The 24,539-nt window shown below is 61.2% G+C and carries 25 protein-coding genes; 3 read left to right on the top strand and 22 right to left on the bottom strand.

Annotated features, from left to right (window positions below; genetic code table 11):
• Nucleotides 1–4: 4 nt before the first annotated feature.
• From era to IEV38_RS14780, 19 genes are all read right to left on the bottom strand, one after another.
• A complete protein-coding gene (gene era, locus IEV38_RS14870; protein WP_188397453.1) occupies nucleotides 5–907 on the bottom strand; it encodes a GTPase Era in 903 nt (300 codons plus the stop codon).
• Nucleotides 904–1,890, bottom strand: a complete 987-nt coding sequence (gene rnc / locus IEV38_RS14865; protein WP_188397451.1) for a ribonuclease III — start codon at nucleotides 1,888–1,890, stop codon at nucleotides 904–906. Before rnc ends, era begins: the two co-directional genes overlap by 4 nt.
• A 43-nt stretch (nucleotides 1,891–1,933) precedes the next feature.
• Nucleotides 1,934–2,326 carry a DUF4845 domain-containing protein gene (locus IEV38_RS14860; RefSeq protein WP_188397449.1) on the bottom strand — a complete coding sequence of 131 codons (393 nt, stop codon included), beginning with the start codon at nucleotides 2,324–2,326 and terminating at the stop codon, nucleotides 1,934–1,936.
• A 22-nt stretch (nucleotides 2,327–2,348) separates the two neighbouring features.
• Nucleotides 2,349–3,260, bottom strand: coding sequence for a signal peptidase I (gene lepB, locus IEV38_RS14855; protein ID WP_188397448.1), 912 nt, complete (start codon nucleotides 3,258–3,260; stop codon nucleotides 2,349–2,351).
• Nucleotides 3,257–5,050 (bottom strand): translation elongation factor 4, encoded by a 1,794-nt coding sequence (lepA, locus tag IEV38_RS14850; RefSeq protein ID WP_188397446.1) that lies wholly within the window; start codon nucleotides 5,048–5,050, stop codon nucleotides 3,257–3,259. The genes lepB and lepA overlap by 4 nt, the downstream gene beginning before the upstream one ends.
• Nucleotides 5,051–5,211: 161 nt before the next feature.
• Nucleotides 5,212–5,469 (bottom strand): glutaredoxin family protein, encoded by a 258-nt coding sequence (locus tag IEV38_RS14845; protein ID WP_188397443.1) that lies wholly within the window; start codon nucleotides 5,467–5,469, stop codon nucleotides 5,212–5,214.
• Nucleotides 5,470–5,544: 75 nt separating this feature from the next.
• A complete protein-coding gene (locus IEV38_RS14840; RefSeq protein ID WP_188397441.1) occupies nucleotides 5,545–7,023 on the bottom strand; it encodes a DegQ family serine endoprotease in 1,479 nt (492 codons plus the stop codon).
• Nucleotides 7,024–7,048: 25 nt separating this feature from the next.
• On the bottom strand, nucleotides 7,049–8,050 hold the full coding sequence (locus tag IEV38_RS14835) for a MucB/RseB C-terminal domain-containing protein (RefSeq protein ID WP_188397439.1): 1,002 nt from the start codon (nucleotides 8,048–8,050) through the stop codon (nucleotides 7,049–7,051).
• A gap of 5 nt (nucleotides 8,051–8,055) precedes the next feature.
• Nucleotides 8,056–8,634 (bottom strand): sigma-E factor negative regulatory protein, encoded by a 579-nt coding sequence (locus tag IEV38_RS14830; protein ID WP_188397437.1) that lies wholly within the window; start codon nucleotides 8,632–8,634, stop codon nucleotides 8,056–8,058.
• Between the two features lie 59 nt (nucleotides 8,635–8,693).
• Entirely contained in the window at nucleotides 8,694–9,296 is a 603-nt protein-coding gene (gene rpoE / locus IEV38_RS14825) for an RNA polymerase sigma factor RpoE (RefSeq protein WP_188397435.1), read from the bottom strand.
• An 84-nt stretch (nucleotides 9,297–9,380) separates the two neighbouring features.
• Complete coding sequence (locus IEV38_RS14820) at nucleotides 9,381–9,881, bottom strand: protein YgfX (protein ID WP_188397433.1); 501 nt, start codon at nucleotides 9,879–9,881, stop codon at nucleotides 9,381–9,383.
• A 48-nt stretch (nucleotides 9,882–9,929) separates the two neighbouring features.
• A complete protein-coding gene (gene fabF, locus IEV38_RS14815; RefSeq protein ID WP_188397431.1) occupies nucleotides 9,930–11,171 on the bottom strand; it encodes a beta-ketoacyl-ACP synthase II in 1,242 nt (413 codons plus the stop codon).
• Between the two features lie 25 nt (nucleotides 11,172–11,196).
• On the bottom strand, nucleotides 11,197–11,436 hold the full coding sequence (acpP, locus tag IEV38_RS14810) for an acyl carrier protein (protein ID WP_009664389.1): 240 nt from the start codon (nucleotides 11,434–11,436) through the stop codon (nucleotides 11,197–11,199).
• A 128-nt stretch (nucleotides 11,437–11,564) separates the two neighbouring features.
• Nucleotides 11,565–12,308 (bottom strand): 3-oxoacyl-ACP reductase FabG, encoded by a 744-nt coding sequence (gene fabG / locus IEV38_RS14805; protein WP_188397429.1) that lies wholly within the window; start codon nucleotides 12,306–12,308, stop codon nucleotides 11,565–11,567.
• The gene (fabD, locus tag IEV38_RS14800) at nucleotides 12,308–13,240 is read right to left on the bottom strand and encodes an ACP S-malonyltransferase (RefSeq protein ID WP_188397427.1); all 933 of its coding nucleotides are present in this window, start codon (nucleotides 13,238–13,240) and stop codon (nucleotides 12,308–12,310) included. The genes fabG and fabD overlap by 1 nt, the downstream gene beginning before the upstream one ends.
• Nucleotides 13,241–13,301: 61 nt before the next feature.
• Nucleotides 13,302–14,288, bottom strand: coding sequence for a beta-ketoacyl-ACP synthase III (locus IEV38_RS14795; RefSeq protein WP_188397425.1), 987 nt, complete (start codon nucleotides 14,286–14,288; stop codon nucleotides 13,302–13,304).
• The gene (gene plsX, locus IEV38_RS14790) at nucleotides 14,285–15,370 is read right to left on the bottom strand and encodes a phosphate acyltransferase PlsX (RefSeq protein ID WP_188397423.1); all 1,086 of its coding nucleotides are present in this window, start codon (nucleotides 15,368–15,370) and stop codon (nucleotides 14,285–14,287) included. Before plsX ends, IEV38_RS14795 begins: the two co-directional genes overlap by 4 nt.
• A 147-nt stretch (nucleotides 15,371–15,517) precedes the next feature.
• A complete protein-coding gene (gene rpmF, locus IEV38_RS14785) occupies nucleotides 15,518–15,700 on the bottom strand; it encodes a 50S ribosomal protein L32 (RefSeq protein ID WP_188380116.1) in 183 nt (60 codons plus the stop codon).
• A 126-nt stretch (nucleotides 15,701–15,826) separates the two neighbouring features.
• On the bottom strand, nucleotides 15,827–16,324 hold the full coding sequence (locus IEV38_RS14780) for a YceD family protein (protein WP_188397422.1): 498 nt from the start codon (nucleotides 16,322–16,324) through the stop codon (nucleotides 15,827–15,829).
• Between the two features lie 102 nt (nucleotides 16,325–16,426).
• On the opposite strand from IEV38_RS14780, the gene IEV38_RS14775 reads away from it, so the two are divergent.
• Both IEV38_RS14775 and IEV38_RS14770 read left to right on the top strand, forming a co-directional pair.
• Nucleotides 16,427–17,038, top strand: coding sequence for a Maf family nucleotide pyrophosphatase (locus IEV38_RS14775; protein ID WP_188397420.1), 612 nt, complete (start codon nucleotides 16,427–16,429; stop codon nucleotides 17,036–17,038).
• A 2-nt stretch (nucleotides 17,039–17,040) separates the two neighbouring features.
• Nucleotides 17,041–17,793, top strand: coding sequence for an SAM-dependent methyltransferase (locus IEV38_RS14770; RefSeq protein ID WP_188397419.1), 753 nt, complete (start codon nucleotides 17,041–17,043; stop codon nucleotides 17,791–17,793).
• Between the two features lie 264 nt (nucleotides 17,794–18,057).
• Here IEV38_RS14770 and IEV38_RS14765 read toward each other — a convergent pair whose 3' ends face one another.
• The 3 genes from IEV38_RS14765 to IEV38_RS14755 form a co-directional block, all read right to left on the bottom strand.
• On the bottom strand, nucleotides 18,058–19,056 hold the full coding sequence (locus IEV38_RS14765) for a S49 family peptidase (protein ID WP_188397417.1): 999 nt from the start codon (nucleotides 19,054–19,056) through the stop codon (nucleotides 18,058–18,060).
• Between the two features lie 96 nt (nucleotides 19,057–19,152).
• Complete coding sequence (locus tag IEV38_RS14760) at nucleotides 19,153–19,812, bottom strand: HAD-IIIA family hydrolase (RefSeq protein WP_188397415.1); 660 nt, start codon at nucleotides 19,810–19,812, stop codon at nucleotides 19,153–19,155.
• 69 nt (nucleotides 19,813–19,881) lie between these two features.
• Complete coding sequence (locus IEV38_RS14755) at nucleotides 19,882–20,874, bottom strand: RluA family pseudouridine synthase (RefSeq protein ID WP_188397577.1); 993 nt, start codon at nucleotides 20,872–20,874, stop codon at nucleotides 19,882–19,884.
• Nucleotides 20,875–21,563: 689 nt separating this feature from the next.
• Between IEV38_RS14755 and IEV38_RS14750 the strand changes: the two genes are divergently transcribed.
• Nucleotides 21,564–24,476, top strand: coding sequence for an Rne/Rng family ribonuclease (locus IEV38_RS14750; protein WP_188397413.1), 2,913 nt, complete (start codon nucleotides 21,564–21,566; stop codon nucleotides 24,474–24,476).
• Nucleotides 24,477–24,539: the final 63 nt, after the last annotated feature.

The raw sequence follows: 24,539 nt of genomic DNA, 5'->3' as shown, positions 1-24,539 counted from the left end.
CCGCTTATTCGTAGCCGTAGGCGCGCAGACCGGCTTCGTTGTCGGCCCAGCCGGATTTGACCTTGACCCAGATCTCGAGATAGACGGGACCGCCGAACAGGCGCTCCATGTCGAGCCGCGCCTGGGTCGAGATGTCCTTCAGGCGCGCGCCCTTGTTGCCGATCACCATTGCCTTGTGCGTGTCGCGCTCGACCAGGATGGCGGCAAACACACGGCGCAGATCGCCTTCCTGCTGAAACTGTTCGATCAGCACGGTGCTGGTGTAGGGCAGCTCGTCGCCGACGAAGCGGAACACCTTCTCGCGCACGATCTCGGCCGCCAGGAATTTCTCGCTGCGGTCGGTGATGTCGTCTTCGCCGAACACCGGCGGATTCTCCGGCAGATGCGTGCGAATCTCGCTCTGCAGGTTGTCGAGCTGAAAGCGCAGCTTGGCCGAGACCGGCACCACGGCCGTGAAGTCGCGCCTGGCGGCGACCTGCTGCGCAAACGGCATTAGCCCCGCCTTGTCCTTGATACGGTCCGACTTGTTGATGACGAGGATGCACGGCACATCGGCCGGGATCAGGTCCAGCACCTGCTGGTCGGCCTGGCCGAAGGTGCCGGCCTCGATCACGTAGAGGATCACGTCGGACGCGGTCAGCGTATTGGTGACGGTGCGGTTCAGCGTCTTGTTCAGCGCGTTCGAATGGCGGGTCTGGAAACCCGGCGTATCGACATAGACGAACTGCGCGTCGTCCGTGGTCTGGATGCCGGTGATGCGGTGCCGCGTGGTCTGTGCCTTGCGCGAGGTGATGCTGACCTTGGCGCCGATCAGCTGGTTCATGAGCGTCGATTTACCGACATTGGGGCGGCCGACGATGGCGATGTAACCGCATCGAAAGTCGGGCTGCGCGTGGGATTCAGTCATGCAATCTTTGTCTGGGAAGAAGTGGTGGCGGCCGCGGTTTCCGCCTCGCCGTCATGGTGGGCGGCCGGCGCGATCAGGCTCTGCTGGCGATCGTCGTTGACGGCCGCCGGTTCGTCGGTCGCGACCGGTGGATTGCCGGCGATACGGCTATCGGCACCGGCTTCGGATTTAGCCTTGCCTTCGCCGCGCGATTTGGGCACCGGCTTGGCGCGTTCCTCGGCCGGATGATCGCCCTGCACGGTGGCGATGCCGGCCAGCTTCAACTGCGCCGTACGCGGGCGGCTCTTGCGCGCGGTAGCCGGCGTCTTCGCCAGCGCTACCTGCACCGCTTCCAGCGCCAGCTTGGCCGCGGCCTGCTCGCCCGCGCGGCGGCTGCCGCCGGTGCCGAACACCTGGATGTCGAGCTTGGGCACCAGGCATTCGACCTCGAATTCCTGGTTGTGCGCGGCACCATGCGTGGCGACCACGTTGTACTGCGGCAGCGGAATCTTCTTGCCCTGCAGGTATTCCTGCAGCAGGGTCTTGGCATCCTTGCCGAGCGTCTTGGGATCGACGGTGTCGAGGATCGGGATGTAAAGCGCGCGGATCACGTCGCGCGCGGCGTCGAAGCCGGCGTCAAGGTAGATTGCGCCGAACAGGGCTTCCAGCGTATCGGCCAGGATCGATGGCCGGCGGAAGCCGCCTGACTTGAGTTCACCCTCGCCCAACCGCAGGAACTGCGAGAGTTCGAGGCGCTGCGCGATCTCGTACAGCGACTGCTGCTTGACGAGATTGGCACGCAGGCGCGAGAGGTCGCCTTCGTCGATCTTGGTATAGCGGTCGAACAGCAGCGACGCCACCACGCAGTTCAGGATGGAGTCGCCAAGGAACTCCAGACGCTCGTTATGCACCCCGCTGTGGCTGCGATGCGTCAGGGCCTGCTGCAGCAAGACAACATCCCTGAATGTATGGCCCAGCCGGGTCTGCAATAACATCAAATCCATCGTTTCATCGCTTCACGCTTGCGCGCGTCCTTTTTTCATCCGTTCATGGTACCGCAGGTTGGGCCGTTCGACTGTCGCCAGTGGAGGCTTCGTAGTCGATCAACAGGCTGACCGGCCCTGCCAAAGGAATGACTTTCTGATAAGCAAAAGAAAGCTCGGTCTGGTCGCCCTGGCGCACGATATCGAGATCGCTGCCCTTGAGCGAAGTGATATAGCCCACCTCGGCCTGCCGGTTGAAAGCCGCCCGCATTTCCTGCGGCGAGCCGCCTGCGGCCTTGATGCTCTGGATGGCCTTCTTGGCCGACAGGTACTCTGTCACCGTCGGCACCACCTTCATTGCCAGAACGGCAATGCCTCCGATAATTGCCAGAAAAATAATTAAATTCAAGAGCGAAACACCTTGCTGCCTGCTACGCGGAAACAATGACGATGCCATGCAACACTCCCTGAATGTTTTCTTATTGGAAACGTCCAATCCGGCCCAGATCGCCCAGGTTCAGCCAGATGAAGAAGGCGCGGCCGACGATGTTCTGGTCGGGCACGAAGCCCCAGTAGCGGCTGTCCAGACTGTTGTCGCGATTATCCCCCATCATGAAGTATTGTCCAGCGGGGACCTTGCAGACGAAGCCTTCGCTGTCGTAGGTGCAGTTTTCGCGATGCGGGAAATCATGCGGGTTCGGCACATAGGCCGGCACGCGCGGATTGTTGAGGATGCGGTGGTCGGTCTCGCCCAGTTTTTCCTTGAACTGGCGCGAATAACTGAGCGTTTCCTCGTCCAGATAATCGCGCAGCGGTTCATAGCTCACCGGCGTGCCGTTGACGATCAACTTCTTGTTCTTGTAGGCCACGGTGTCGCCAGGCACCCCGACCACGCGCTTGATATAGTCGAGCGCCAGGTTTTCGGGGTACTTGAACACCATGACATCGCCGCGCTGCGGCTCGCCGATTTCGATGATCTTCTTGTTGATGATCGGCAGTCGAATGCCGTACTCATACTTGTTGACCAGGATCAGGTCGCCCACTTCCAGCGTCGGCAGCATGGAGGTTGACGGAATCTTGAACGGTTCGTAGAGAAACGAGCGCAGAAAGAACACCAGCGCAATCACCGGGAAAAAGCTGCCCGAATACTCGATCCAGGTCGGCTGGCGCAGCAGCGAAGCCTTGAGCGCGGCGCGGCCGTTGTCGTCCGGCTTGACGCCCTCGCCCGCCAGACGCGCATTGCGCGCATCGAATTCGGCCAGCACGGCTTCGGCCTTTTCCTCGCGCTTGCGAGACAGATAGAAACGGTCCAGCACCCAGATGACGCCCGTGCCGATGGTCAGCACGAACAGGATCAGCGAAAAATTGCCCAGTATGTCTTGCAATGTCATTTGTCTTCCACTTGTAGAATGGCCAGGAATGCTTCCTGCGGAATCTCGACCGATCCCACCTGCTTCATGCGCTTCTTGCCGGCCTTCTGTTTCTCGAGCAGCTTGCGTTTGCGGCTGATATCGCCGCCATAGCACTTGGCCAGCACGTTCTTGCGCATGGCCTTGACGTTCTCGCGCGAAATGATGTTGGCACCGATGGCAGCCTGGATCGCAACGTCGAACATCTGGCGCGGAATCAGCTCGCGCATCTTGGCCGCCACCGCGCGGCCGCGGAACTGCGCCGCGGTACGGTGCACGATGATGGCCAGTGCATCGACCTTCTCGCTGTTGATCAGCATATCGACCTTGACCACGTCGGACGCGCGGTTCTCCTTGAACTCGTAATCCATCGACGCATAGCCGCGCGAGGTCGATTTGAGCTTGTCGAAGAAGTCGAGCACGATCTCGGCCATCGGCATCTCATAGACCAGCTTGACCTGCTTGCCGTGATAATTCATGTCCATCTGCACGCCGCGCTTCTGCGTGCACAGCGTGATGACCGAACCCACGTATTCCTGCGGCATGTAGAGATTGACGGTGACGATCGGCTCGCGGATTTCCTCGATCCTGGACGGCTCGGGCATCTTGGACGGGTTGTCGACCATGATGGTGCTGCCATCGCGCTGGATGACCTCGTAGATCACGGTCGGCGCGGTCGTGATCAGGTCCATGTCGAACTCGCGCTCGAGACGTTCCTGCACGATCTCCATATGCAGCAGTCCCAGGAAGCCGCAACGGAAGCCGAAGCCCAGCGCCTGCGAGACTTCCGGTTCGTACATCAGCGCCGCGTCGTTGAGCTTGAGCTTCTCGAGCGAATCGCGCAGCGCATCGTACTGGTTGGCCTCGACCGGAAACAGGCCGGCGAACACCTGCGGCTGCACTTCCTTGAAGCCGGGCAACGGCGCGGCAGCCGGCTGGCTGACCAGCGTCACGGTATCGCCCACGCGCGCCGCCTTCAGTTCCTTGATGCCGGCGATGATGAAACCCACCTGTCCGGCCGTCAGTTCGTCGCGCGCGATCGACTTCGGCGTGAACACGCCCACGCTTTCCACCAGGTGCGTGGTGCCAGTCGCCATCAGGCGAATCTTGTCCTTGGGCCGCAGCGTGCCGTTCTTGACGCGCACCAGCATCACCACGCCGACGTAGTTGTCGAACCACGAATCGACGATCAGCGCCTGCAGCGGCGCGGTGGCGTCGCCAACCGGCGGCGGCACCTTGGCGATCAGCGATTCCAGCACGTCCTGCACGCCGAGGCCGGTCTTGGCCGAGCAATGCACGGCATCACTGGCATCGATGCCGATGACTTCCTCGATTTCGGCACTGGCGCTGTCGGGATCGGCCGAAGGCAGGTCGATCTTGTTGAGCACCGGCACCACTTCCACGCCGAGGTCGAGCGCGGTGTAGCAGTTGGCGACCGTCTGCGCCTCCACGCCCTGCGAAGCGTCAACCACCAGCAGCGCGCCTTCGCAGGCCGATAGCGAACGGCTGACTTCATAGCTGAAATCGACGTGGCCCGGCGTATCGATGAGATTGAGATTGTAAATCTGGCCGTCTCTGGCCTTGTAGGTCAGCGCTGCGGTCTGCGCCTTGATGGTAATGCCGCGCTCGCGCTCGATATCCATCGAATCGAGCACCTGGGCTTCCATTTCACGATCGGACAGGCCGCCGCACAATTGAATGATGCGATCGGCGAGCGTGGATTTGCCATGGTCGATGTGAGCGATGATGGAAAAATTGCGGATGTTGTTCATTAACCAATTAACGACTACAAAAAAAGCGCTCCATGCGGGAACGTTCTTCCCAGGCGAGCGCCTTGTGACAGATGGATGACGGCCCCGGCATTCTACCGGAATTCAGAGGGGAAAAGCCGGCAAATTGCAGCCGCCCGAACCCTGCCGCACTGCCTGCCCGCTCACTGTGCGGCCTCGGCAAACGCACGTACCGCCGCTTCGTCGAGAAAATAGTGACAGAGTTGCATTGCCTCGCCGGTTGCTTTCACCCCCAGCAGCACCGGCACCAATTCGTCGTAGCGCGCCACCAGATCGGAATCCGCATCCACATCCACCACGTCCAGCGTATAAGGCATGTCCAACTGCAGGCCGATCAGCGCGGCCCGCATGTCCTCGCAAAGGTGGCAATAGCTGCGCGAATAGAGAATGAATCGGAGCACGCGAAGATCCAAAAGAAAAAGGCTGCAGGCCTCGCGGCATGCAGCCTTTGGTTCGATTGCCCTACTGCCCTTTTATTACGGCAGGGGCTTGACCGTCACGAACTGCGATGAGTCGCCGCGCCGTACCAGCAACAGCGTGGTTTTCTTCGCATCCAGCTTGGCGACCAGCTCGTTGAACTGCCTGCTGTCCTTCACATCCGTGTTGTTGACCCGCAGGACGATATCGCCTGCGCGCAGGCCAGCACGCGCTGCCGCTCCCTCCGACATTTCAACCAGCGCACCGCCATCGATATTCAGGGCGCGCAATTGCGTCGGCGTCAGATCGGCAACCACCAATCCCAGCATGTTGGCCGAACGCGGCGCTTTCGGATTCTGCTGTTGCGGCGCGGCCGTCTGATCGGATTCGAGTTCGACGATATTCACGCTCAGATCGCGCTGCGCACCCTTGCGCCATACGGTCACGGTCGAACGCGAACCGGGCTTGGTGGCGCCCACGATGCGCGGCAGGTCGCTCGAACGTTCGATCTGCGTGCCATTGAATTTCAGGATCACGTCGCCCGCCTCAAGGCCGGCCTTCTCTGCCGGACCGTCTGGCTCCACGCGCTGCACGAGCGCACCCTGCGCGCGCGCCAGGCCCAGCGATTCGGCGACATCCTTGGTCACTTCGCCGATCTGCACGCCGATGCGGCCGCGCGTGACCTTGCCGGTCGTGCGCAACTGATCCGCCACGCGCATCGCTTCATCGATCGGCACCGCGAACGAGATGCCCATGAAGCCGCCCGAGCGGCTGTAAATCTGAGAATTGATGCCGATCACCTCGCCACGCATGTTCAGCAACGGGCCGCCCGAGTTGCCCGGATTGACCGCGACATCGGTCTGGATCAGCGGCAGGTAGTCGCCGGTGTCGCGCGCCTTGGCAGAAACAATGCCGGCGGTCACGGTGCTGTCGAGTCCGAACGGCGAACCGATCGCGACCACCCATTCACCGACGCGGATCTTGTCGGAATCGCCCATCGTCAGCCGAGGCAGGTTGCTGCCCTCGATCTTGACGATCGCCACGTCGGTACGCTTGTCGGCACCCACGATCTTGGCCTTGTATTCGCGCTTGTCGGTCAGCGTCACATAGACTTCATCGGCGCCGTCGATCACGTGCGCATTGGTCATGACGAAACCGTCGGCCGAGATGATGAAGCCGGAACCCACGCCGCGCGGCACCTGTTCCTCGACTTCAGGCGCGGCATTCGGTTGCTGGCGACGGCGCGGCGCCGGCTGCTGCGGCAGCGGTGCGCCGAAGAAGCGGCGGAAGAACTCCTGCATTTCCTCGTCCTGCGTCATCGCTCCGCTGGCGTTGGAGCGTACGCGCTCCGTAGTACGGATATTGACGACGGCCGGTCCGGCTTTTTCCGCCAGATCCGTGAAGTCCGGCAAGCCGGCCACGGAAGTCGCCGCCAGCGCCGATGGCGCCAGGCCAGCAGCAGCGGGAACGAACAATGCGCCGATGGCACTCAGCAGCGCAACCGAGAATTGTTTACGGAACAGCTCTTTCGTTTTCATACAACCTGACAGGGAAGGAAGAAAATTAGGGATTGAACTCGATGGAGTTGGCGACCTGCCGGATCGCGGCCGCCGGCACTTCGCCGACGATGGTCAGCCAGTAATCGCCCTGGCGCTTGCCGACGATGTTCATGGCGCCCTGCTGCATCGTGCCTTCGGTGCGGCTCTGCGAGCCGGCTTCGATGAAGACGGAGATGGCTGCCAGACCGTCGGTATAGACGATCTGCGAGACTTCACGCTGCACCGGCTGACCGCCCTCGGCGGGCACGTCGGTCACCAGGCGTTTCATCTGACGCGTCTTCTTGAAGCCTGGCGGCATGGCCTTGACCGACCAGCCGGACAGGTCGGCATCCTGCATCACCGCGTTCTCGACCTGCCAGCCCTGGGTATTGCGGAAGCTCGGCTTGACCGACGCCGCATCCACATTGCCGATCACGATCTGGGTGAAGGCGATCTGCTCGACCACGTCGTTCTTTTCATTGAGCGTCTGCGCCTTCAGCAACAGGCCGGTCGACTGCTCGACCCACAGCTTGTAGCCGTAGCGCAGCTTGTCCCTGGGCGCGAGGACGATAGTCTGGCAATCATGACCGGCCACGCGGCCGACCTCGCCCTTCTTCAACGCATAGTGCTGCAGCAGTTCGTCCGGCTGCGCGCCAAGGATGGCCGGGAACACATCCTGCGAGACACGCTTCTCGACGCGAATGGATTTGTTCTCCGGCACGTAGCAGGCGATTTCCTCGTTGTTGCGGATGTACTCGCGCGGCTTGCCGTCGAGGATCTCGAGCTTCTCGAGCTCGTTGCGACCGCTGCGGATATGCGAGATGCGCGAGGTGCGCACCTGGTTGCCCTGCTGATAGACAAAAGTACCGGAGTAATCGAGCTGCTTGGCGGAAGTCTGAATCTTCTTCAGCCATACCTGCGCATCACGTGCCTCGCCGGCCTGCTCGATACTCTCGGCATGGGAGGTAAATGCCAGCAGGCTCGAAAAAAGAACTACAAACTTGAAGAGGCCTAATGTCTGCCGCATAACCGTTATTTTTCCGAATCAACGGCGAAGGTCGCCGAGCGCGCATATTGTGCCGTGCTGTAAACAGATGGCGAGAAGCGTTGATGCGCCGCCAGATAATCGTCGATGCGCGGGTCGCGCAGGACTTCTCCGTTTTCACTGGAGACGCTGACCGTCTCCGGCGTTGCGCTTGCCACTACAACCGGCTGCGCAACCGGAGCAGACGCCAGGGTCGGCGCCTGTTGCGGCAGCATGTTGGGTACCGCGAGGAAAGCCACCGCAGCAACAGCCGCTGCAGCCATGCCGGGCACGGCAAAACGCCTGACGCTGCCGGTTTGCGGAGTAGCGGCGTTTTTTTTGTTGACCGGCGCCAGGATCGTCGGCTCGGCCTCCAGACGCGCAAACATGCGCTGGTTGAAGTCCGCGCTCAATGGCAGATTCAGTTCATCGGAACGCAGCGCATCACCGATCTGGTGATAGATGTCCCACGCACCACGTGCTTCTTCCTGACGCAAAGCCGCCAGCGCGATATCGACCTGCCCGTCGGCCAGTTCGCTATCGATCAAGGCAGAAATCTGTTCCCGCGTCATGTTCATCGTATTCATCACACCCTCGAAAAATTAAGGCTACCCCTGTATTTGCAACAAAACAGCGTTTTATATCTTTACCAACGTTTGTCGAGTGCCGTATCCAGCAGCGGCCTTAACTTCTCCGAGATGGCTTCGCGCGCCCGGAAGATCCGGCTGCGCACCGTGCCGATCGGACAACCCATCGACTCGGCAATCTCGTCATAACTCAATCCCTCGATCTCTCGCAGGGTAATCGCCATGCGCAACTCTTCAGGCAGTTCCCCCATCGCCACGTTCAGCGTCTGGGCAATCTGCTTGGTTGCCAACAACGATTCCGGTGTATTGATATCTCTTAGGTGATCGCCGTCGTCAAAAGTTTCGGCCTCCTCGACATCGGCTTCGGTGGAGGTCGGCGCGCGACGTCCCTGTGTCACCAGATAGTTCTTGGCCGTATTGATGCCGATTCGATAAAGCCACGTATAGAACGCCGAATCGCCGCGAAATTGCGGCAGCGCACGATACGCCTTGATGAATGCTTCCTGCACCACATCTTCGGCTTCCGCCTGGTCGCGCACGAGCCGCGAAACCAGTCGCATCAATTTTCGTTGGTACTTGACCACCAGCAGCTCGAAAGCCTTCTTGTCGCCACCCTGCACTCGCTCGACAAGCTGTTGGTCAATATCGCGTTCTGTCGTCAATCCTGGTCCCTTGTAATGCTGCAACACGCACGCGGTTCGAGCTGTTGACTGGACGTAACATGAATTAGTTCAAAGATTCCGACATTAATTCTGCCGCACCTGCGGTGCTTCTGCTGCGGAAGCGCGCATTGCGAGCCATCGGCAGGCCACCAGCAACGCATGGAAAGTTTCCGCAGGAACGCAATCGCGCAATATCACGATCACTTCCTTGCTGCCTGCTGCGTCCTGCAAATGCAAAATCATCAAGTGCGACCACAGCGTCGAAACCGGCAGCAGCCGCCATGTCCGGGCATCTTCCTCGGCGAATACAGCCGGCATGCCCGGCGTCACTCCCTGCAACCGGATCTGGCCGTTGGCGGATATCATCAGCCGTTGCCAGCCTTGACGCCTCGACCAGCTGCGCCAGCAAAAGAATGCAATGATCGCACATCCGGGAAACAATCCCCACCACACGTACGTCTGCACGCCGTTTGCCGCGACGAATCCGGCCGGCAAGGCAACCACCCCGGCCAGCACGCACATCGCTGTCAGCATCCGTGACAGCAATCTTGACGGTTTGATCAGGGCGCTGACCGCGATCGACATGACGAAAAGGAAAAAATCCGGTCATCCTCTCGGATGGACCGGATTCGATCAGACCTTGCCGAAGATCAGCGTACCGTTGGTACCGCCGAAACCGAAGTTGTTCTTCATCGCATATTCGATCGGCATGGCGCGCGCCGTGTTGGCGCAGTAATCAAGATCGCATTCCGGATCCTGATTGAAGATGTTGATGGTCGGAGGCGAGACCTGATGATGCAGGGCCAGCACGGTGAAGACCGATTCCAGCCCGCCGGCGCCGCCGAGCAGGTGGCCCGTCATCGACTTGGTCGAGTTGACGGTCAGCTTCTTCGCGTGCTCGCCGAATGCCGCCTTGACCGCATCCGATTCGTTCTTGTCGCCCAGCGGCGTCGAGGTGCCGTGCGCGTTCAGGTACTGCACCTGGTCGGCATTGATCTCCGCATTCTTGAGTGCGTTGACCATGCTGCGACGCGGACCATCCATGTTCGGCGCGGTGATGTGATACGCATCGCCGCTCATGCCGAAGCCGGCCAGTTCCGCATAGATCTTTGCGCCGCGCGCCTTGGCATGCTCGTATTCCTCGAGCACCATGACGCCCGCACCTTCGCCGAGCACGAAGCCGTCGCGATCCTTGTCCCACGGACGCGATGCCGTTGCCGGATCGTCATTGCGGGAGGACAGTGCGCGCGCCGCGGCAAAACCGCCGAGGCCGAGCGGCGAAATCGTCGATTCCGCGCCGCCGGCGATCATGACGTCGGCGTCACCGTACTCGATCATGCGACCGGCTGCGCCGATCGAATGCAGGCCGGTGGTACACGCCGTGACGATCGCCAGGTTCGGCCCCTTGAAGCCGTAGATGATCGACAGGTGGCCGGAGATCATGTTGGTGATCGAGGCCGGCACGAAGAACGGGCTGATGCGGCGCGGGCCGCGATTGGTCAGTTCCGCATGCGTTTCCTCGATCAGCGGCAGGCCGCCGATACCGGAGCCGACCAGAACGCCGATGCGCTCCGCATTTTCTTCGGTCACGACCAGTCCGCTGTCCTTGACAGCCTGCATGCCTGCCGCGATGCCGTAATGGATGAAGGTATCCATATGACGCGCTTCCTTGGCAGGAATGTACTCGTCGATATGGAAGTCTTTTACTTCACCGGCGAAATGCGTGCTGAACGGCGACGCATCGAACTTGGTAATGGTGGCGATCCCGGATTTGCCCGCAGTCAGAGCATTCCATGCATCGGCGACGCTGTTGCCAACAGGAGAGATACATCCAAGACCGGTGACAACAACACGACGTTTACTAGAGCGGCTCAAGCAATTCTCCTGGAGTCGTTCAGATTTACGCTTTGACGTGTGCCTTGGCGTAGTCGATCGCCTGCTGCACCGTGGTGATTTTCTCTGCTTGTTCGTCAGGGATTTCCATTTCGAACTCGTCTTCGAGTGCCATCACGAGTTCAACGGTATCCAGAGAATCGGCGCCGAGGTCATCGACGAAGGACGATTCGATCTTGATGTCTGCTTCGGCGACGCCGAGTTGTTCAGCGACGATTTTCTTAACGCGTTGTTCGATGTCCGACATGTTTAACTCCAATGAGTGATTACAGAAAGTGCGCGCATTTTAGCAGGTTTGCGCATCGATAATTCACTTTCGGCTTTTGTCCCCAAGAAACGGGAAACATGCGCCAAAAGTGCCCAATTAAAAACAACTTAGCTCATGTACATGCCGCCGTTGACGTGCAGCGTGGTACCGGTGATATAGCTCGCCTGCGGCGATGCCAGGAAGGCGACGGCGCCCGCGATATCCTCGGGCTCACCCAAACGGCCAAGCGGAATCTGTGCCTTCAGGCCGTTGATCTGCTCTTCGTTGAGTGCCTTGGTCATGTCGGTGTCGATGAAGCCCGGTGCGATGCAGTTGACGGTGATGCCACGGCTGCCGATCTCGCGCGCCAGCGCACGGCTCATGCCGGCCACGCCCGCCTTGGCCGCAGCATAATTCATCTGGCCCGGATTGCCGGCAGAACCCACGACCGAAGTAATGTTGATGATGCGTCCCTGGCGCGCCTTCATCATGCCGCGCAGCACGGCGCGCGACAGGCGACCGACAGCGGTCAGATTGGTGGCGATCACGCTGTCCCACTCCTCGTCCTTCATGCGCATGGCGAGCTGATCCTGCGTGATGCCGGCATTGTTGACGAGAATGGTCACGGCGCCGACTTCCTTCTGGATGTCGTCGATGACGGCAGCCGAACGTGCGGCGTCATTGACGTCGAGCACGATGCCCTTGCCGCCTTCGCCCAGGTATTCCGAAATGGCGGCTGCCCCCGATTCCGAGGTGGCGGTGCCGATCACCCTGGCGCCCTGACGCGCCAGTTCCTGCGCGATGGCACGGCCGATGCCGCGCGAAGCACCGGTAACCAGCGCGACCTGTCCTGCGAGTTGCTTGTTTTCCATTATTTCAAAGTCTCCAAAACGGCATCGAGCGATGCCTGATCGACAATGGCGTGTCCGGCAACGTCACCGTTGATGCGCTTGGTCAGACCGGCCAGCACCTTGCCCGGGCCACATTCGACGATGTCGGTGACGCCGTCGGCAGCCATCTTCTGCACGGTCTCGACCCAGCGCACCGGGCTCGCGGCCTGGCGCACCAGCGCATCCTTGATGCCATCGACATCATTGACGATCGCCACATCGACGTTGTTGATCAGGGGAATCTGCGGCGCAGAGAACGCCAGCGGCGCCAGATACTCGCGCAGGCGATCCGACGCCGGCTTCAGCAGCGAGGAATGGAACGGCGCCGACACCGGCAGCGGCAAGGCGCGCTTGGCACCCTTGGCCTTGGCGGCTTCGCAGGCGCGTTCGATGGCGGCCTTGTGGCCCGCGATCACGACCTGCGCCGGCGCGTTGAAGTTGACGGCTTCCACCACCTCGCCCTGTGCCGCTTCGGCGCAGGCAGCCAGCACGTCGGCGTCCGACAGACCGAGGATGGCAGCCATGCCGCCCTGCCCGACCGGCGTCGCTTCCTGCATCGCCTTGGCACGGAAACGCACCAGCGGCACCGCGTCCTTGAATGCGATCACGCCAGCGGCAACCAGCGCCGAATACTCACCCAGGCTGTGACCGGCGACGACCGACGGCACCTTGCCGCCGGCCGCGATCCAGGCGCGGTACATGGCAACCGCGGCGGTCAGCATCACGGGCTGGGTATTGGTGGTCAGGTCCAGCTCTTCCTTCGGACCTTCGGAAATCAGCCTGGCGAGATCGAACTGCAGGGCGTCCGAGGCCTCGGCCAGCGTCTGCTGCACGACAGGGTTGTCGGCAAAGCCGTTGAGCATGCCGATGGCCTGCGAACCCTGTCCCGGAAAAACGAATGCGAATGTGGTCATGCCGTCTCTTCTGCTTTTATATATGAATGCCCGAACGGGCGGGATTTTACATAGGGACGAGTTACATGCGGACCAGTACCGCGCCCCAGGTGAAGCCGCCGCCCACGCCTTCCATCATGACGTTCTGGCCCGGCTTGATGCGGCCATCGCGCACGCCGACGTCGAGCGCCAGCGGAATCGAGGCTGCCGAAGTGTTGCCATGCTGATCAACCGTGACGATCATCTTGTCCATGCCCAGGCCCAGCTTCTTCGCCGTACCCTGCATGATGCGGATGTTGGCCTGGTGCGGCACGATCCAGTCAACGGCCGAGGCATCCATGCCGGCCAGCTGCAATGCCTCGTTGGCGACCTTGTCAAGCAGACCGACCGCCAGCTTGAACACTGCCTGACCGTCCATGTACATGAAGGAATTGCCTTCGATGACGCCGTTGGCGATGCGGCCCGGACCGCACAGGATGTCGCCGTAGCTGCCATTGGCATGCAGCTTGGTCGCCAGCACGCCCGGCTCGTCGGACGCGCTCAGCACGGCAGCGCCGGCACCGTCGCCGAACAGCACGCAGGTGGTACGGTCCTTGAAATCGATGATGCGCGAGAACACCTCGGCACCGATCACCAGCACGTTCTTGTGCGCGCCGGATTTGATGAACTTGTCGGCCGTGGTCAATGCATAGATGAAGCCGCTGCAGACCGCCTGCACGTCGAGTGCCGCGCACTCGTTGGTGATACCGAGCTTGTTTTGCACCACGCAGGCCGTGCTCGGAAAGCCGCCGAAGAAGTCCGGCGTCGAGGTGGCGAGAATGATCAGGTCAATATCGTTCGGTGCCAGGCCGGCCATGTCGAGCGCACGCTTGGCCGCTTCGACCGCCAGATCGCTCGATTGCGTATCGGCGTCGGCATAGTGGCGTGCCGAAATGCCGCTGCGCGAGACGATCCATTCGTCCGAGGTTTCGATTCCCTGGGCAGCCAATTGTGCAGCCAGATCATGGTTGGTGACGCGCCGGGGCGGCAGATAGCTGCCGGTCCCGATGATTTTGCTGTGGAGAGTCATGCGGTTTTCTGTTCTATGTTTTCTGTTGCAGTCATCTGGCTCGCAGCCGCGTCGTCGGGCTGCGGCATGAAGTCGGCCATCTTGGAGGAAATGCGGGAAATCAGATCATTCCGGGCGGCATCGAATGCGCGCCGTATCGCCCATTGATAACCATAGGCATCAGCGCCGCCGTGGCTCTTAAACACCAGGCCACGCAGTCCCAGCAGACTGCCGCCATTGTAGCGGGAGGGATTGAGGCGTTGTGAAATCTTCTTCAACGCGCCGCGCGCGATGATCGCGCCCAGCATGTTGAGCGGACCGCTCTTGAGTTCGGTAGTCAGCACGCCCTTGACGAAGCGGCCGAGGCCTTCGGATGCCTTCAGCGTGACATTGCCGACGAAACCGTCGCAGACGACGATATCGGTCGTGCCCTTGAAGATGTCGTCGCCTTCGACGTTGCCGTAGAAATTGAGGGTGCCCTTCTCGTGGTCGGCACGCAGCAGCAAGGCGGTCTGCTTGACCAGATCGTTGCCCTTGATGTCTTCCTCGCCGACGTTGAGCAGGCCGACCGTGGGACGCGGCTTGCCTTCCATCGCGGAAACCAGCGCCGAACCCATCAGCGCGAACTGGTGCAAGTGCTGCGGTTCGCAGTCAACGTTGGCACCCAGGTCGAGCATGTAGGTCGGGCCGTCCTTCTGGTTCGGCAGCAGGCTGCAGATGGCGGGACGATCGACGCCGGGAATGGTCTTGAGCACGTAGCGCGAAATCGCCATCAGCGCGCCGGTATTGCCGGCCGAAACACAGGCGTCGGCCTGCCCTTCCTTGACCAGGTTGATGGCCACGCGCATGGAAGAATCGCGCTTGCGGCGCAGGGCGACTTCGAGCGTATCTTCCATCGTCACCATCTCGGTGGCATTGACGACACGCAAACGGGGATGATTGTCGGCCTTGAGTTTCTTCAATTCCGCGGCAAGCACGGCTTCGGGACCGACCAGGACAAGTTCGGCTTCCGGCTCGCTGTCGGCAAACGCGACGGCGGCAGGAATGGTGACCGCCGGGCCGTGATCGCCACCCATGCAGTCGATAGAAATTTTAATTGTCATCGGATTGATTCAGGGCGCAGTCCAGCCACATTATGGGCCAGAAATTCGGCTTGATCAAAATGACGCAATGCGCTGGATCAGCATATGAAAAAACGGCGCAAAGTGGTGAACCCAACGCGCCGCTTTCTTCGCCTGAACGAGAATGGATTATTCGTCGTTTTTGGTTTTCAGTACTTTACGGCCGCGATAGAAGCCGTTGGGGCTGATGTGGTGACGCATGTGCGTCTCGCCCGTGGTTTGCTCGGTGCTCAGCTGCGGCGCGACCAGGAAGTCGTGCGAGCGGTGCATGCCGCGTTTGGACGGGGTTTTCTTGTTTTGCTGAACAGCCATGATGACGACTCCTAAACCTTAAGTTCGAAAATTCTAACATATTCGCTTTGCAAAACGCTGCAAATCGACAATTTCTGCTACGTGTACTACCTATGGCAACGCCTGCATCGCTGCAGCCGCTGCGAATTACTGCTTCAGCCCTTTCAGCACATCGAAAGGAGAAGGCTTGCGTACTTCTTCCAGACGCGTTTGGGACTCCTGGTCGGGGCATGTTTCGTGCCGCGGCGACGACGGCAATGCGAGCAATGCCTCATCCTCGACCAGATCGACGATCTTCGTCGAACGGTCACCCACGATGACATCGACGGATTCGTCGTCAAGCAGGCTCTCGATTTCGTCGGCCTGCGCATCGTTCTTTGCCAGCACCAGCACTTGCGCACTCTCGACCGGGAAGTCGAACGGCCTCATGCAACGCTGGCAGATCAGGGACACCTTGCCCGTCACCTGCATCGTCAGCTCGGGATGACCGTAGCTGTTGGTGCTGCCCTGCAATGACCAGTCGAGCACCACCGCATCGTCAACCGCTTCGGCCTTCAGCCGGGGCAGATCGCCCGCCGAAAACGTGCCGCTTTGCTGCTCTGCACGCCGACAGAATTCAAAAACGTCGATGACGGAAGCGCTCATGGCTGGCCGGACCCGGAAAACCTGCGATAATAACAGGCTTTTTCCTTATTCGTCAAAGCGTTAGCGCGTCTTTGTTGAGCAGTCATTCAAAAAAACATCAAAATGTCTTCTTCCAGCACACCACCGCGCCTGATTCTGGGTTCCAGTTCGATCTATCGCAGGGAATTGCTGTCGCGCCTGCGCCTTCCCTTCGACGTCATGACGCCCGATATCGACGAGACGCCCTTGGCCGGCGAACAGCCCGAAGCCACCGCATTGCGGCTGGCCCAGGCCAAGGCTGCAGCGATCGCTGCGCAAATGCCCGATACCCTTGTGATTGGCTCCGACCAGGTCGCCACACTGGACGGCAGGCAGATCGGCAAGCCCGGCAACCACGCCAACGCCTTGCAGCAATTGCAGACCATGCGCGGCCGCACGGTCGTCTTCCATACCGCCTTGTGCCTGCTGGACAACAGGACGGATGCCGCGGCGCCGCTTCAGATTGACAACATTCGCACCCGCGTCACCTTCCGCGATCTGCCGGACGCCGAGCTCGACGCCTACCTGCGCGCCGAGCAGCCCTACGATTGCGCCGGCAGCGCCAAGAACGAAGGACTCGGCATTGCCATTCTTTCCAGCGTGGAAAGCAGCGACCCAACCGCCCTCACCGGCCTGCCGCTGATCGCGCTGACCTCGATGCTGCGCCGTGCCGGCGTCGCCTTCTTCCGGGATTGAGCATGGCCGGCGTTCTCTACCTGATCCCCAACACGCTGGGCAATGCTGCCGACACCGGCAGCGATCCGCTGGCCCACATCATTCCCGCTGAGGTGCAGGCGATTACGGCTAGCCTCGGCTATTTCGTCGCGGAAAATGCGAAGACCACGCGCGCTTTCCTGAAGCTGGTGGCAGCGAACGTGCCGCTGGCGCAGCCGCTACAGGAAATCCGTATCGCGGAACTCAACGTCAACACCGACGCCAAGGCCTTGCCGACACTGCTGGAACCCATCCTGGCTGGCGCCGACGGCGGCCTGATCTCCGAAGCCGGCGTGCCGGCCGTGGCCGATCCGGGCACCAACCTCGTGCGGCTGGCGCACGCGCGCGGGATCACTGTGAAACCGCTGGTCGGGCCATCCTCCCTGTTGCTGGCCATCATGGCCAGCGGCCTGAGCGGCCAGAATTTCGCCTTCAACGGCTATCTGCCGGTCGAGCACGCGGCGCGCATCAAGCACATCCAGCAACTGGAAAACCGGGCGCGCGCGGAAAAGCAGACCCAGTTCTTCATCGAAACGCCCTACCGCAACGCCGCCATGCTCGAAACACTGGCCCAGACCTGTCAGGCGCAGACCTTGATATGCGTTGCCACCGATCTGACCCTGCCATCGGAGACAATCAAAACCCAGAACGCGGCACGCTGGAAAGACGATCTTGCCAAGGGAAAAGGACCGGACTTCCACAAGAAGCCGACGGTCTTTCTGCTGCTCGCGGGTTAAGGCGACGCTGCATCTGCCGTTCGACGTCTCGACGCAATAAAAAGCAGCCCATAAAAACGCAAAGCGGCGATATTGCATCGCCGCTTTGCCTGCCTTCCTAGAAGGCATCTGGATGGGTCATGGACCCTGATGTCACCGTGACATGAATATAGACAACCCCATGTTGCGTATATCTTTATCCCTCATCTCTTGATGACGGTGACGATTCCACTATAGAACGACGTGCCAAAAGGTCAAGGGTTGGCACCGCGTTTTTCCATTGCATTACTTGAGCGAGGGCGTCACCAGTTCCGGCAGCGCTGCCTTGATGGCGGCCGCGCCGGCTGCCGCGCCGAATTTCCTCAGCACACGGTCGGAGATGCCTTCGCGCTGCGTGTAGTCAACGATGTTGGTTGACTTGAACTGCTCGCGTGCCACGCTTTCCACCGTGCCGAAGCCATCCGCCAAGCCGAGTTCCACCGACTTCGCGCCGCTCCACACCAGGCCGGAGAAGGTTTCCGGCGTTTCACGCAGGCGCGCGCCACGTCCCTTGCGCACCACGTCGATGAACTGCTGGTGGATCTCGTTAAGCATGTCCTGCGCATAGATCTTCTGCGTCTCCGACTGCGGACTGAACGGGTCCATGAAACCCTTGTTTTCGCCGGCCGTCAGCAGACGGCGCTCGACGCCGATCTTCTCCATCGCGCCGGTGAAACCGAAGCCATCCATCAGCACACCGATCGAACCGACGATGCTGGCCTTGTTGACATAGATGCGATCAGCCGCAGCCGCGATGTAGTAGCCGCCCGATGCGCAGACCTCGCCGACCACCACGTAGATCGGCTTCTTCGGATTCTCGGCGCGCAGGCGCGTGATCTCGTCGTTGATGATTCCGGCCTGCACCGGGCTGCCGCCAGGGCTGTTGATCTGCAGGATGATGCCAACCGAGCTCGCGTCGTTGTAGGCCTTGGTCAGCGCAGAGATGACGCTTTCCGCGTCGCCGGCACCCTTGGCTTCGATGGTGCCGTCGATCTTGATCAGCGCCGTGTGCGGACCGACATTCTGCGCGTTGTCGCCAGTGGTAGTCATGCCGGTCCAGATCGCGAACACGATCAGGCTCAACACCGCCAATTTGAAGAAGATGCCCCAGCGCCGCCGGGCGCGCTGCTCCTTGATGGTCGCGAAAGCCAGCTTTTCCAGCACCTCGCGCTCCCACCCTTCCTTGCGCGGCGTTGCCGGGCGTTCGGAAGAAACCTGCCTGTCCTGCTCGTAATCGTTGCTCATGTTCACACTCGTTGGATGCCGCGCGGCTCATGCGCACGCGGGAATGTTGCATCGTGGTCCGGCTGTCAGCATACCCGATCGTCGCTAGAAAGACGTTCAGGCATTCTGGTTTAGCCATGCATGCAGCTCCGGTACCGAATTGGCTGCATACAGCGGGTCCATCGCGCACAGATCGGCCGGCGTGTGCGCACCGTAATGCACGGCAACACCTGCCGCGCCGGCGTTGCGCGCCAGTTGCAGATCATGCGTGGTATCGCCGATCATGACTGTGCGGTTCATCTCTTGTCCAAGCTCGTTCGTCAGTTCCTGCAGCATGGCCGGATGCGGCTTGGAAAAGGTTTCGTCGGCACAACGCGTGGCGTCGAACAGCGGCGCCAGACCGGACACGGCCAGCGCACGGTTCAGCCCGACGCGGCTCTTGCCGGTTGCCACCGCCAGGAAATAGCCCTGCCCGGCCAAATCCTCGAGCATGTCGCGCACGCCGTCGAACAGGGTCAAACCATGATCCTGGGTCAGATAGTGGTAGCGATAGCGCTCGACGATCTGCGGATAGAAGGCCGGGTCGACATCCGGAATCGCCGTCTCCATCGCACTCTGCAGACTCAGGCCGATCACATGCGATGCGGCGCGTTGATCGGGTACCGGCAATCCCAGATCGGCAGCCGCTGCCTGTATGCATTGCACAATGGTGGCCGTGCTGTCCATCAGCGTGCCGTCCCAATCGAAGACGATGAAGTCGAACTGTTTCTTTGCCATATCCGGGTGACAGTGGTCACCGCTCCTTGCTTGCCTGATCGAGATTGAAAATGCCTGCCGAAACCCGCCTTACGCGACCTTGACCAGGCTGTTGAGAAAACGCTCGCACTCGGGCGGAAGCGGTGCATGGGAAGTCATCTGCTGGCCGGTTTCCGGATGCAGGAAGGTGATCTGATGCGCATGCAGGAACATGCGCTTGAGCGGTGCGCGCTCGCCTTGCGCCTTTTGCAACTCGCGGTTCAGCGCAAAATCGCCGTACTTGTCATCGCCCGCTATCGCAAATCCGCTGGAAGCCAGATGAACACGAATCTGGTGAGTCCGGCCGGTTTTCAGTTCGGCTTCCAGCAGGGCAAAATCTTCGTAGCGCTGTCGCAGGTTGAAAATGGTATGCGACGCCATGCCGTCGGCCTGTACCCGCACGCGCCGCTCGCCATCCGGTGTCGAATATCTATGAAGCGGCAGCTTGACGTGCTGGCGCGCATTCTTCCAGTCGCCGTGCACCAGCACCAGATAACGCTTGTCCGGTTCGCCGTCGCGAATCTGTTCGTGCAGGTTGGTCAGCGCAGAACGTTTCTTGGCAAGCAACAGAACACCGGACGTCTCGCGATCGAGTCGATGCACGAGCTCCAGGAATTTGGCATCGGGGCGCGCGGCGCGTAATTGCTCGATGACACCATAACTGACGCCCGATCCGCCATGCACCGCCACACCGGCCGGCTTGTCGATGATGAGCAGGTGGCTGTCTTCGAAGATGATCTTGAATTCCGCGCCCGGAACTGCGGTCGCGGATTTTTCCGCCATGCGGACTGGCGGGATGCGGACCATATCGCCCTCTGCCAACCGATAGGTTTGGTCTATGCGGCCTTTATTGACACGCACCTCACCCGAACGCAGCACTCTATATATATGACTCTTGGGTACGCCCTTGCAGACGCGCAGCAGGAAATTGTCGATGCGCTGGCCGGCCTCTTCGCCGGAGATCGTGACGAACTGGACCTGCGCAGATCGGGCCGGCGCAGCGTTCTGAGCCTCTTTCCCTGAAAATCTCGCTAAGTCCTTCATTTTGAATATATAATCGATTCGCACCGGCAAAGCGCCAGTGCAGTGTAAGAATAAAAAGCACATTCTACACAGGGGCGTCTCCATCGGCCTCGCCATTTCGCAAATTCGATGGGAAAAGATGTGTATGCACCGCCCCTGTGCGAATCAAGGTTGCACCGTTGTTGCAATCGGATAACGCGCCTGGGTGTTGGTCAAGAATGTCTGGATTGTCAGGATTAAAAGTCCGCCCAGCCTGTCGAGAACGACGAGCTGGGCGGTCGATGCAGTTGAAGTGCGTTTTTTTGCCGTTTGCCATGTTTCGCCAGGCTCGATGTTCTCCTTGCGATTGTGTCCGTCGCGCTCGTGAATGCGAAGCGCACCCGCACAGCATGGCTTCGACCGGCCACGCGTTTCGCTGCATCCGCGCCCGTTGTGACGGCAGCGCCCAGCGCTGAGCCTCACACATATGGCAATTCCCCTCCCCAGCCCTTCCTGCCTCGCGTACATCCCTGTACTTTATTTGCCGTTCGATGACGCACGACGCCATCAACGATGATGCAAGCGCTCGTCGGCTGCAGGCTGCCGCGAACCCGATGGCCACGCCATCGAAGCCTTCGCGCAGCAACCGGCTGACTGCGAGCGCCTGTCATTATTGATGCTGCCTTGCGGCAAGACGGCATTCATGACCCTAGGGTCGCGGAGCAATAAAAATGAAGCGTATGCTTTTCAACGCAACGCAGCAGGAGGAACTGCGCGTTGCCATTGTCGATGGGCAAAAACTCATCGACATCGATATCGAAACCGCCGGACGCGAACAACGCAAGTCCAATATCTACAAGGGTGTCATCACCCGCATCGAACCCTCGCTCGAAGCCTGCTTCGTCAGCTACGGCGAAGACCGCCACGGTTTTCTCCCCTTCAAGGAAGTCGCCCGCACCTATTTCAAGGAAGGCATCGACGTGCGCAATGCCTCCATCAAGGATGCGCTGCGCGAAGGCCAGGAAATCATGGTCCAGGTCGAGAAGGAAGAACGTGGCAACAAGGGCGCGGCCCTGACCTCGTTCATCTCGCTGGCCGGCCGCTACCTAGTCCTGATGCCGAACAATCCGCGTGGCGGCGGCGTCTCGCGCCGCGTCGAGGGCGAAGACCGCCAGGAACTGCGCGAAACCATGGACAAGCTGGATTTGCCGCAGGGCATGTCCGTCATCGCCCGTACCGCCGGCATCGGCCGCAACGTCGATGAACTGCAGTGGGACCTGAACTACCTGATGCAGCTGTGGCGCGCGATCGAAGGCGCCGGCAAGTCGGCGCCGGGCGCCTTCCTGATCTATCAGGAATCGTCGCTCGTGATCCGCGCGATCCGCGACTATTTCCAGCCGGACATCGGCGAAATCCTGATCGACACCGACGACATCTACGAACAGGCCCAGCAGTTCATGAGCCACGTGATGCCGGACATGGTGCATCGCGTCAAGCGCTACCGCGACGACGTGCCGCTGTTCTCGCGCTTCCAGATCGAACACCAGATCGAAACCGCCTACGCGCGCACCGTGCCGCTGCCTTCGGGCGGCGCCATCGTCATCGATCACACCGAGGCGCTGGTCTCGGTTGACGTCAACTCGGCACGCGCCACGCGCGGCAGCGACATCGAAACCACCGCGTTCCACACCAACTGCGAAGCCGCCGACGAAGTGGCGCGCCAGTTGCGCCTGCGCGACCTCGGCGGCCTGATCGTGATCGACTTCATCGACATGGAGAACGCCAAGAATCAGCGCGAAGTCGAATCGCGCCTGAAGGAAGCGTTGCACCATGACCGCGCCCGCGTGCAGATGGGCAAGATCTCGCGCTTCGGCCTGATGGAACTGTCGCGCCAGCGCCTGCGTCCGTCGCTGTCCGAAGGCAGCCACGTGACCTGCCCACGCTGCAACGGTACCGGCCACATCCGCGATACCGAATCGTCGGCCCTGCAGGTGCTGCGCATCATCCAGGAAGAAGCGATGAAGGAAAACTCCGCTTCGATCCACGTGCAGACGCCGGTTGACGTCGCTGCCTTCCTGCTCAACGAGAAGCGCGGCGAAGTGCTCAAGCTCGAAACGCGTCACCGCGTCTCCGTCATCCTGATCCCGAACAAGCATCTGGAAACGCCGCACTACAAGCTCGAGCGCATCAAGCACGACGATCCGCGCCTCGAAGACATGAAGGCCAGCTACGCGATGGCGGAACAGGCCGACACCGACATCAGCTACGGCAAGCGCAACAAGGACGAAGCCGCCAAGCCGCGTCAGGAAGCCGTGGTCAAGGGCATCACGCCCGACCAGCCGGCACCGATCTTCGAGCGCAAGCCGATCGACAGCGCGCCTGTGGCAGCGCCTGCCCCGGTTCAGCCGCAAGGCTTCTTCCAGAAGATCATCGCCTTCTTCACCGGCCCGACCGAAACCGCGCCCACGGCAGCGGCCAAACCGGCAGCCGAGGAAAAAGGTCAGCGCGGCACGCGCGAACGTGGCGAACGCAACGCCGCTGCCGGCAACGGCCGCAACCAGCGCAACCGTAGCCGTGGCGGTCGTGGCAACCGCGAACGTGGCGAGGAGCGCGAGGAAAACGCCAAACCGGCGACTGCAGCAATAGCAGCAACGGAAGCCACGGCACCACGCGCTCCGCGTGAACCGCGTCCGCCGCGTGAGCCACGCGAGGCCCGTGAGCCGCGCGAACAGCGTGAAGGCGGCGAAGGCCGCCGCGAACGCGCGCCGCGCGCACCGCGTGAAGATCGCAACAAGGAAGTCGTGGCCGAGACCGCCGAACAGCTGGTGATCGCACCGGTCGCCGCAGCAGCCCTGCCGGTTGCCGATGAAGCCGCCATCGACGCCGTGATCCTCGACGTCAACGGTCAACCGCTCGAAGCTGCCAGCGGCGACGAGCAGCCGCGCCGCCGCCGCCGTCGCGGCGGACGCAACCGCAATCGCCGCGACCGCGACGGTTCGGAAACCGCAGGCGATACGGAAGCGGGTGAAACGGGCGAAGGCATCGAAACTGCTGAAACCGTTGAAGCCGCCGACGACAACAGCGCACCGGTCATCGCCGCTGCAGCCGTTGACGAAACCACGGCTGCTGCCGTGGCTCCCGTCAGCGTACTCGACAGCGTGATCGCCGCACCGCAGGAACCGCAAGTGGTAGCGCAGGAGCAGGAAGTTGCTGCCGAACCGGCTGCCGTCGCCGAGGTCGTAGCCGAAGCCACGCCAGTTGCCGAAGCCGTGATCGAACCGGTCCCGGTGGTAGCGCTCGATGCCGAATCGCTGGCCGAAGAACCGGTGGTCGAAGCGGCCGAAACCGCACAGGTATCCGCGCCGGCCCCGGTTGCAGTTGAACCTGTGGCACCGGTTGCACCTGCTGCTGCCGCATCCGCAGCGAAGCCTGCCATCAACGGCAGCGCCAACGGCCATGCCGGCGATCTGGATGCCGTGCTGCATGCCGCTGGCCTGGAACTGGCTTCGACCGATCCGGAAAAACTGCGCCGTGCACAGGAGGAAGCCGCCCGCTTCGTGCCTGCTCCGCGCGTACCGCGCGAGCGCAAGCCCTTGCCGCCGCTCTCGTCCGAGCCGCTGGAACAGGTCGAAACGCGTCACTGATCGTCCTGCATCGCCGTCACGGCGATGCAAGGCAACAAAAAAGGGAGCCTGCGGGCTCCCTTT

Source organism: Oxalicibacterium flavum (assembly GCF_014635065.1).
Lineage (GTDB): Bacteria > Pseudomonadota > Gammaproteobacteria > Burkholderiales > Burkholderiaceae_D > Oxalicibacterium > Oxalicibacterium flavum.
This window is presented reverse-complemented; position numbering and strand designations above follow the sequence as displayed.

Coding starts and splice junctions, on each gene's coding strand:
- rpmF (WP_188380116.1), bottom strand. CDS start 15,700: ATGGCTGTTCAGCAAAACAAGAAAACCCCGTCCAAACGCGGCATGCAC.
- IEV38_RS14840 (WP_188397441.1), bottom strand. CDS start 7,023: ATGAAAACGAAAGAGCTGTTCCGTAAACAATTCTCGGTTGCGCTGCTG.
- IEV38_RS14860 (WP_188397449.1), bottom strand. CDS start 2,326: ATGGCATCGTCATTGTTTCCGCGTAGCAGGCAGCAAGGTGTTTCGCTC.
- IEV38_RS14755 (WP_188397577.1), bottom strand. CDS start 20,874: ATGAAGGACTTAGCGAGATTTTCAGGGAAAGAGGCTCAGAACGCTGCG.
- IEV38_RS14765 (WP_188397417.1), bottom strand. CDS start 19,056: ATGAGCAACGATTACGAGCAGGACAGGCAGGTTTCTTCCGAACGCCCG.
- IEV38_RS14750 (WP_188397413.1), top strand. CDS start 21,564: ATGAAGCGTATGCTTTTCAACGCAACGCAGCAGGAGGAACTGCGCGTT.
- IEV38_RS14795 (WP_188397425.1), bottom strand. CDS start 14,288: ATGACTCTCCACAGCAAAATCATCGGGACCGGCAGCTATCTGCCGCCC.
- IEV38_RS14775 (WP_188397420.1), top strand. CDS start 16,427: ATGTCTTCTTCCAGCACACCACCGCGCCTGATTCTGGGTTCCAGTTCG.
- IEV38_RS14820 (WP_188397433.1), bottom strand. CDS start 9,881: ATGTCGATCGCGGTCAGCGCCCTGATCAAACCGTCAAGATTGCTGTCA.
- IEV38_RS14835 (WP_188397439.1), bottom strand. CDS start 8,050: ATGCGGCAGACATTAGGCCTCTTCAAGTTTGTAGTTCTTTTTTCGAGC.
- rnc (WP_188397451.1), bottom strand. CDS start 1,890: ATGGATTTGATGTTATTGCAGACCCGGCTGGGCCATACATTCAGGGAT.
- IEV38_RS14830 (WP_188397437.1), bottom strand. CDS start 8,634: ATGAATACGATGAACATGACGCGGGAACAGATTTCTGCCTTGATCGAT.
- lepB (WP_188397448.1), bottom strand. CDS start 3,260: ATGACATTGCAAGACATACTGGGCAATTTTTCGCTGATCCTGTTCGTG.
- lepA (WP_188397446.1), bottom strand. CDS start 5,050: ATGAACAACATCCGCAATTTTTCCATCATCGCTCACATCGACCATGGC.
- plsX (WP_188397423.1), bottom strand. CDS start 15,370: ATGACAATTAAAATTTCTATCGACTGCATGGGTGGCGATCACGGCCCG.
- IEV38_RS14780 (WP_188397422.1), bottom strand. CDS start 16,324: ATGAGCGCTTCCGTCATCGACGTTTTTGAATTCTGTCGGCGTGCAGAG.
- era (WP_188397453.1), bottom strand. CDS start 907: ATGACTGAATCCCACGCGCAGCCCGACTTTCGATGCGGTTACATCGCC.
- fabG (WP_188397429.1), bottom strand. CDS start 12,308: ATGGAAAACAAGCAACTCGCAGGACAGGTCGCGCTGGTTACCGGTGCT.
- IEV38_RS14760 (WP_188397415.1), bottom strand. CDS start 19,812: ATGGCAAAGAAACAGTTCGACTTCATCGTCTTCGATTGGGACGGCACG.
- IEV38_RS14770 (WP_188397419.1), top strand. CDS start 17,041: ATGGCCGGCGTTCTCTACCTGATCCCCAACACGCTGGGCAATGCTGCC.
- fabD (WP_188397427.1), bottom strand. CDS start 13,240: ATGACCACATTCGCATTCGTTTTTCCGGGACAGGGTTCGCAGGCCATC.
- acpP (WP_009664389.1), bottom strand. CDS start 11,436: ATGTCGGACATCGAACAACGCGTTAAGAAAATCGTCGCTGAACAACTC.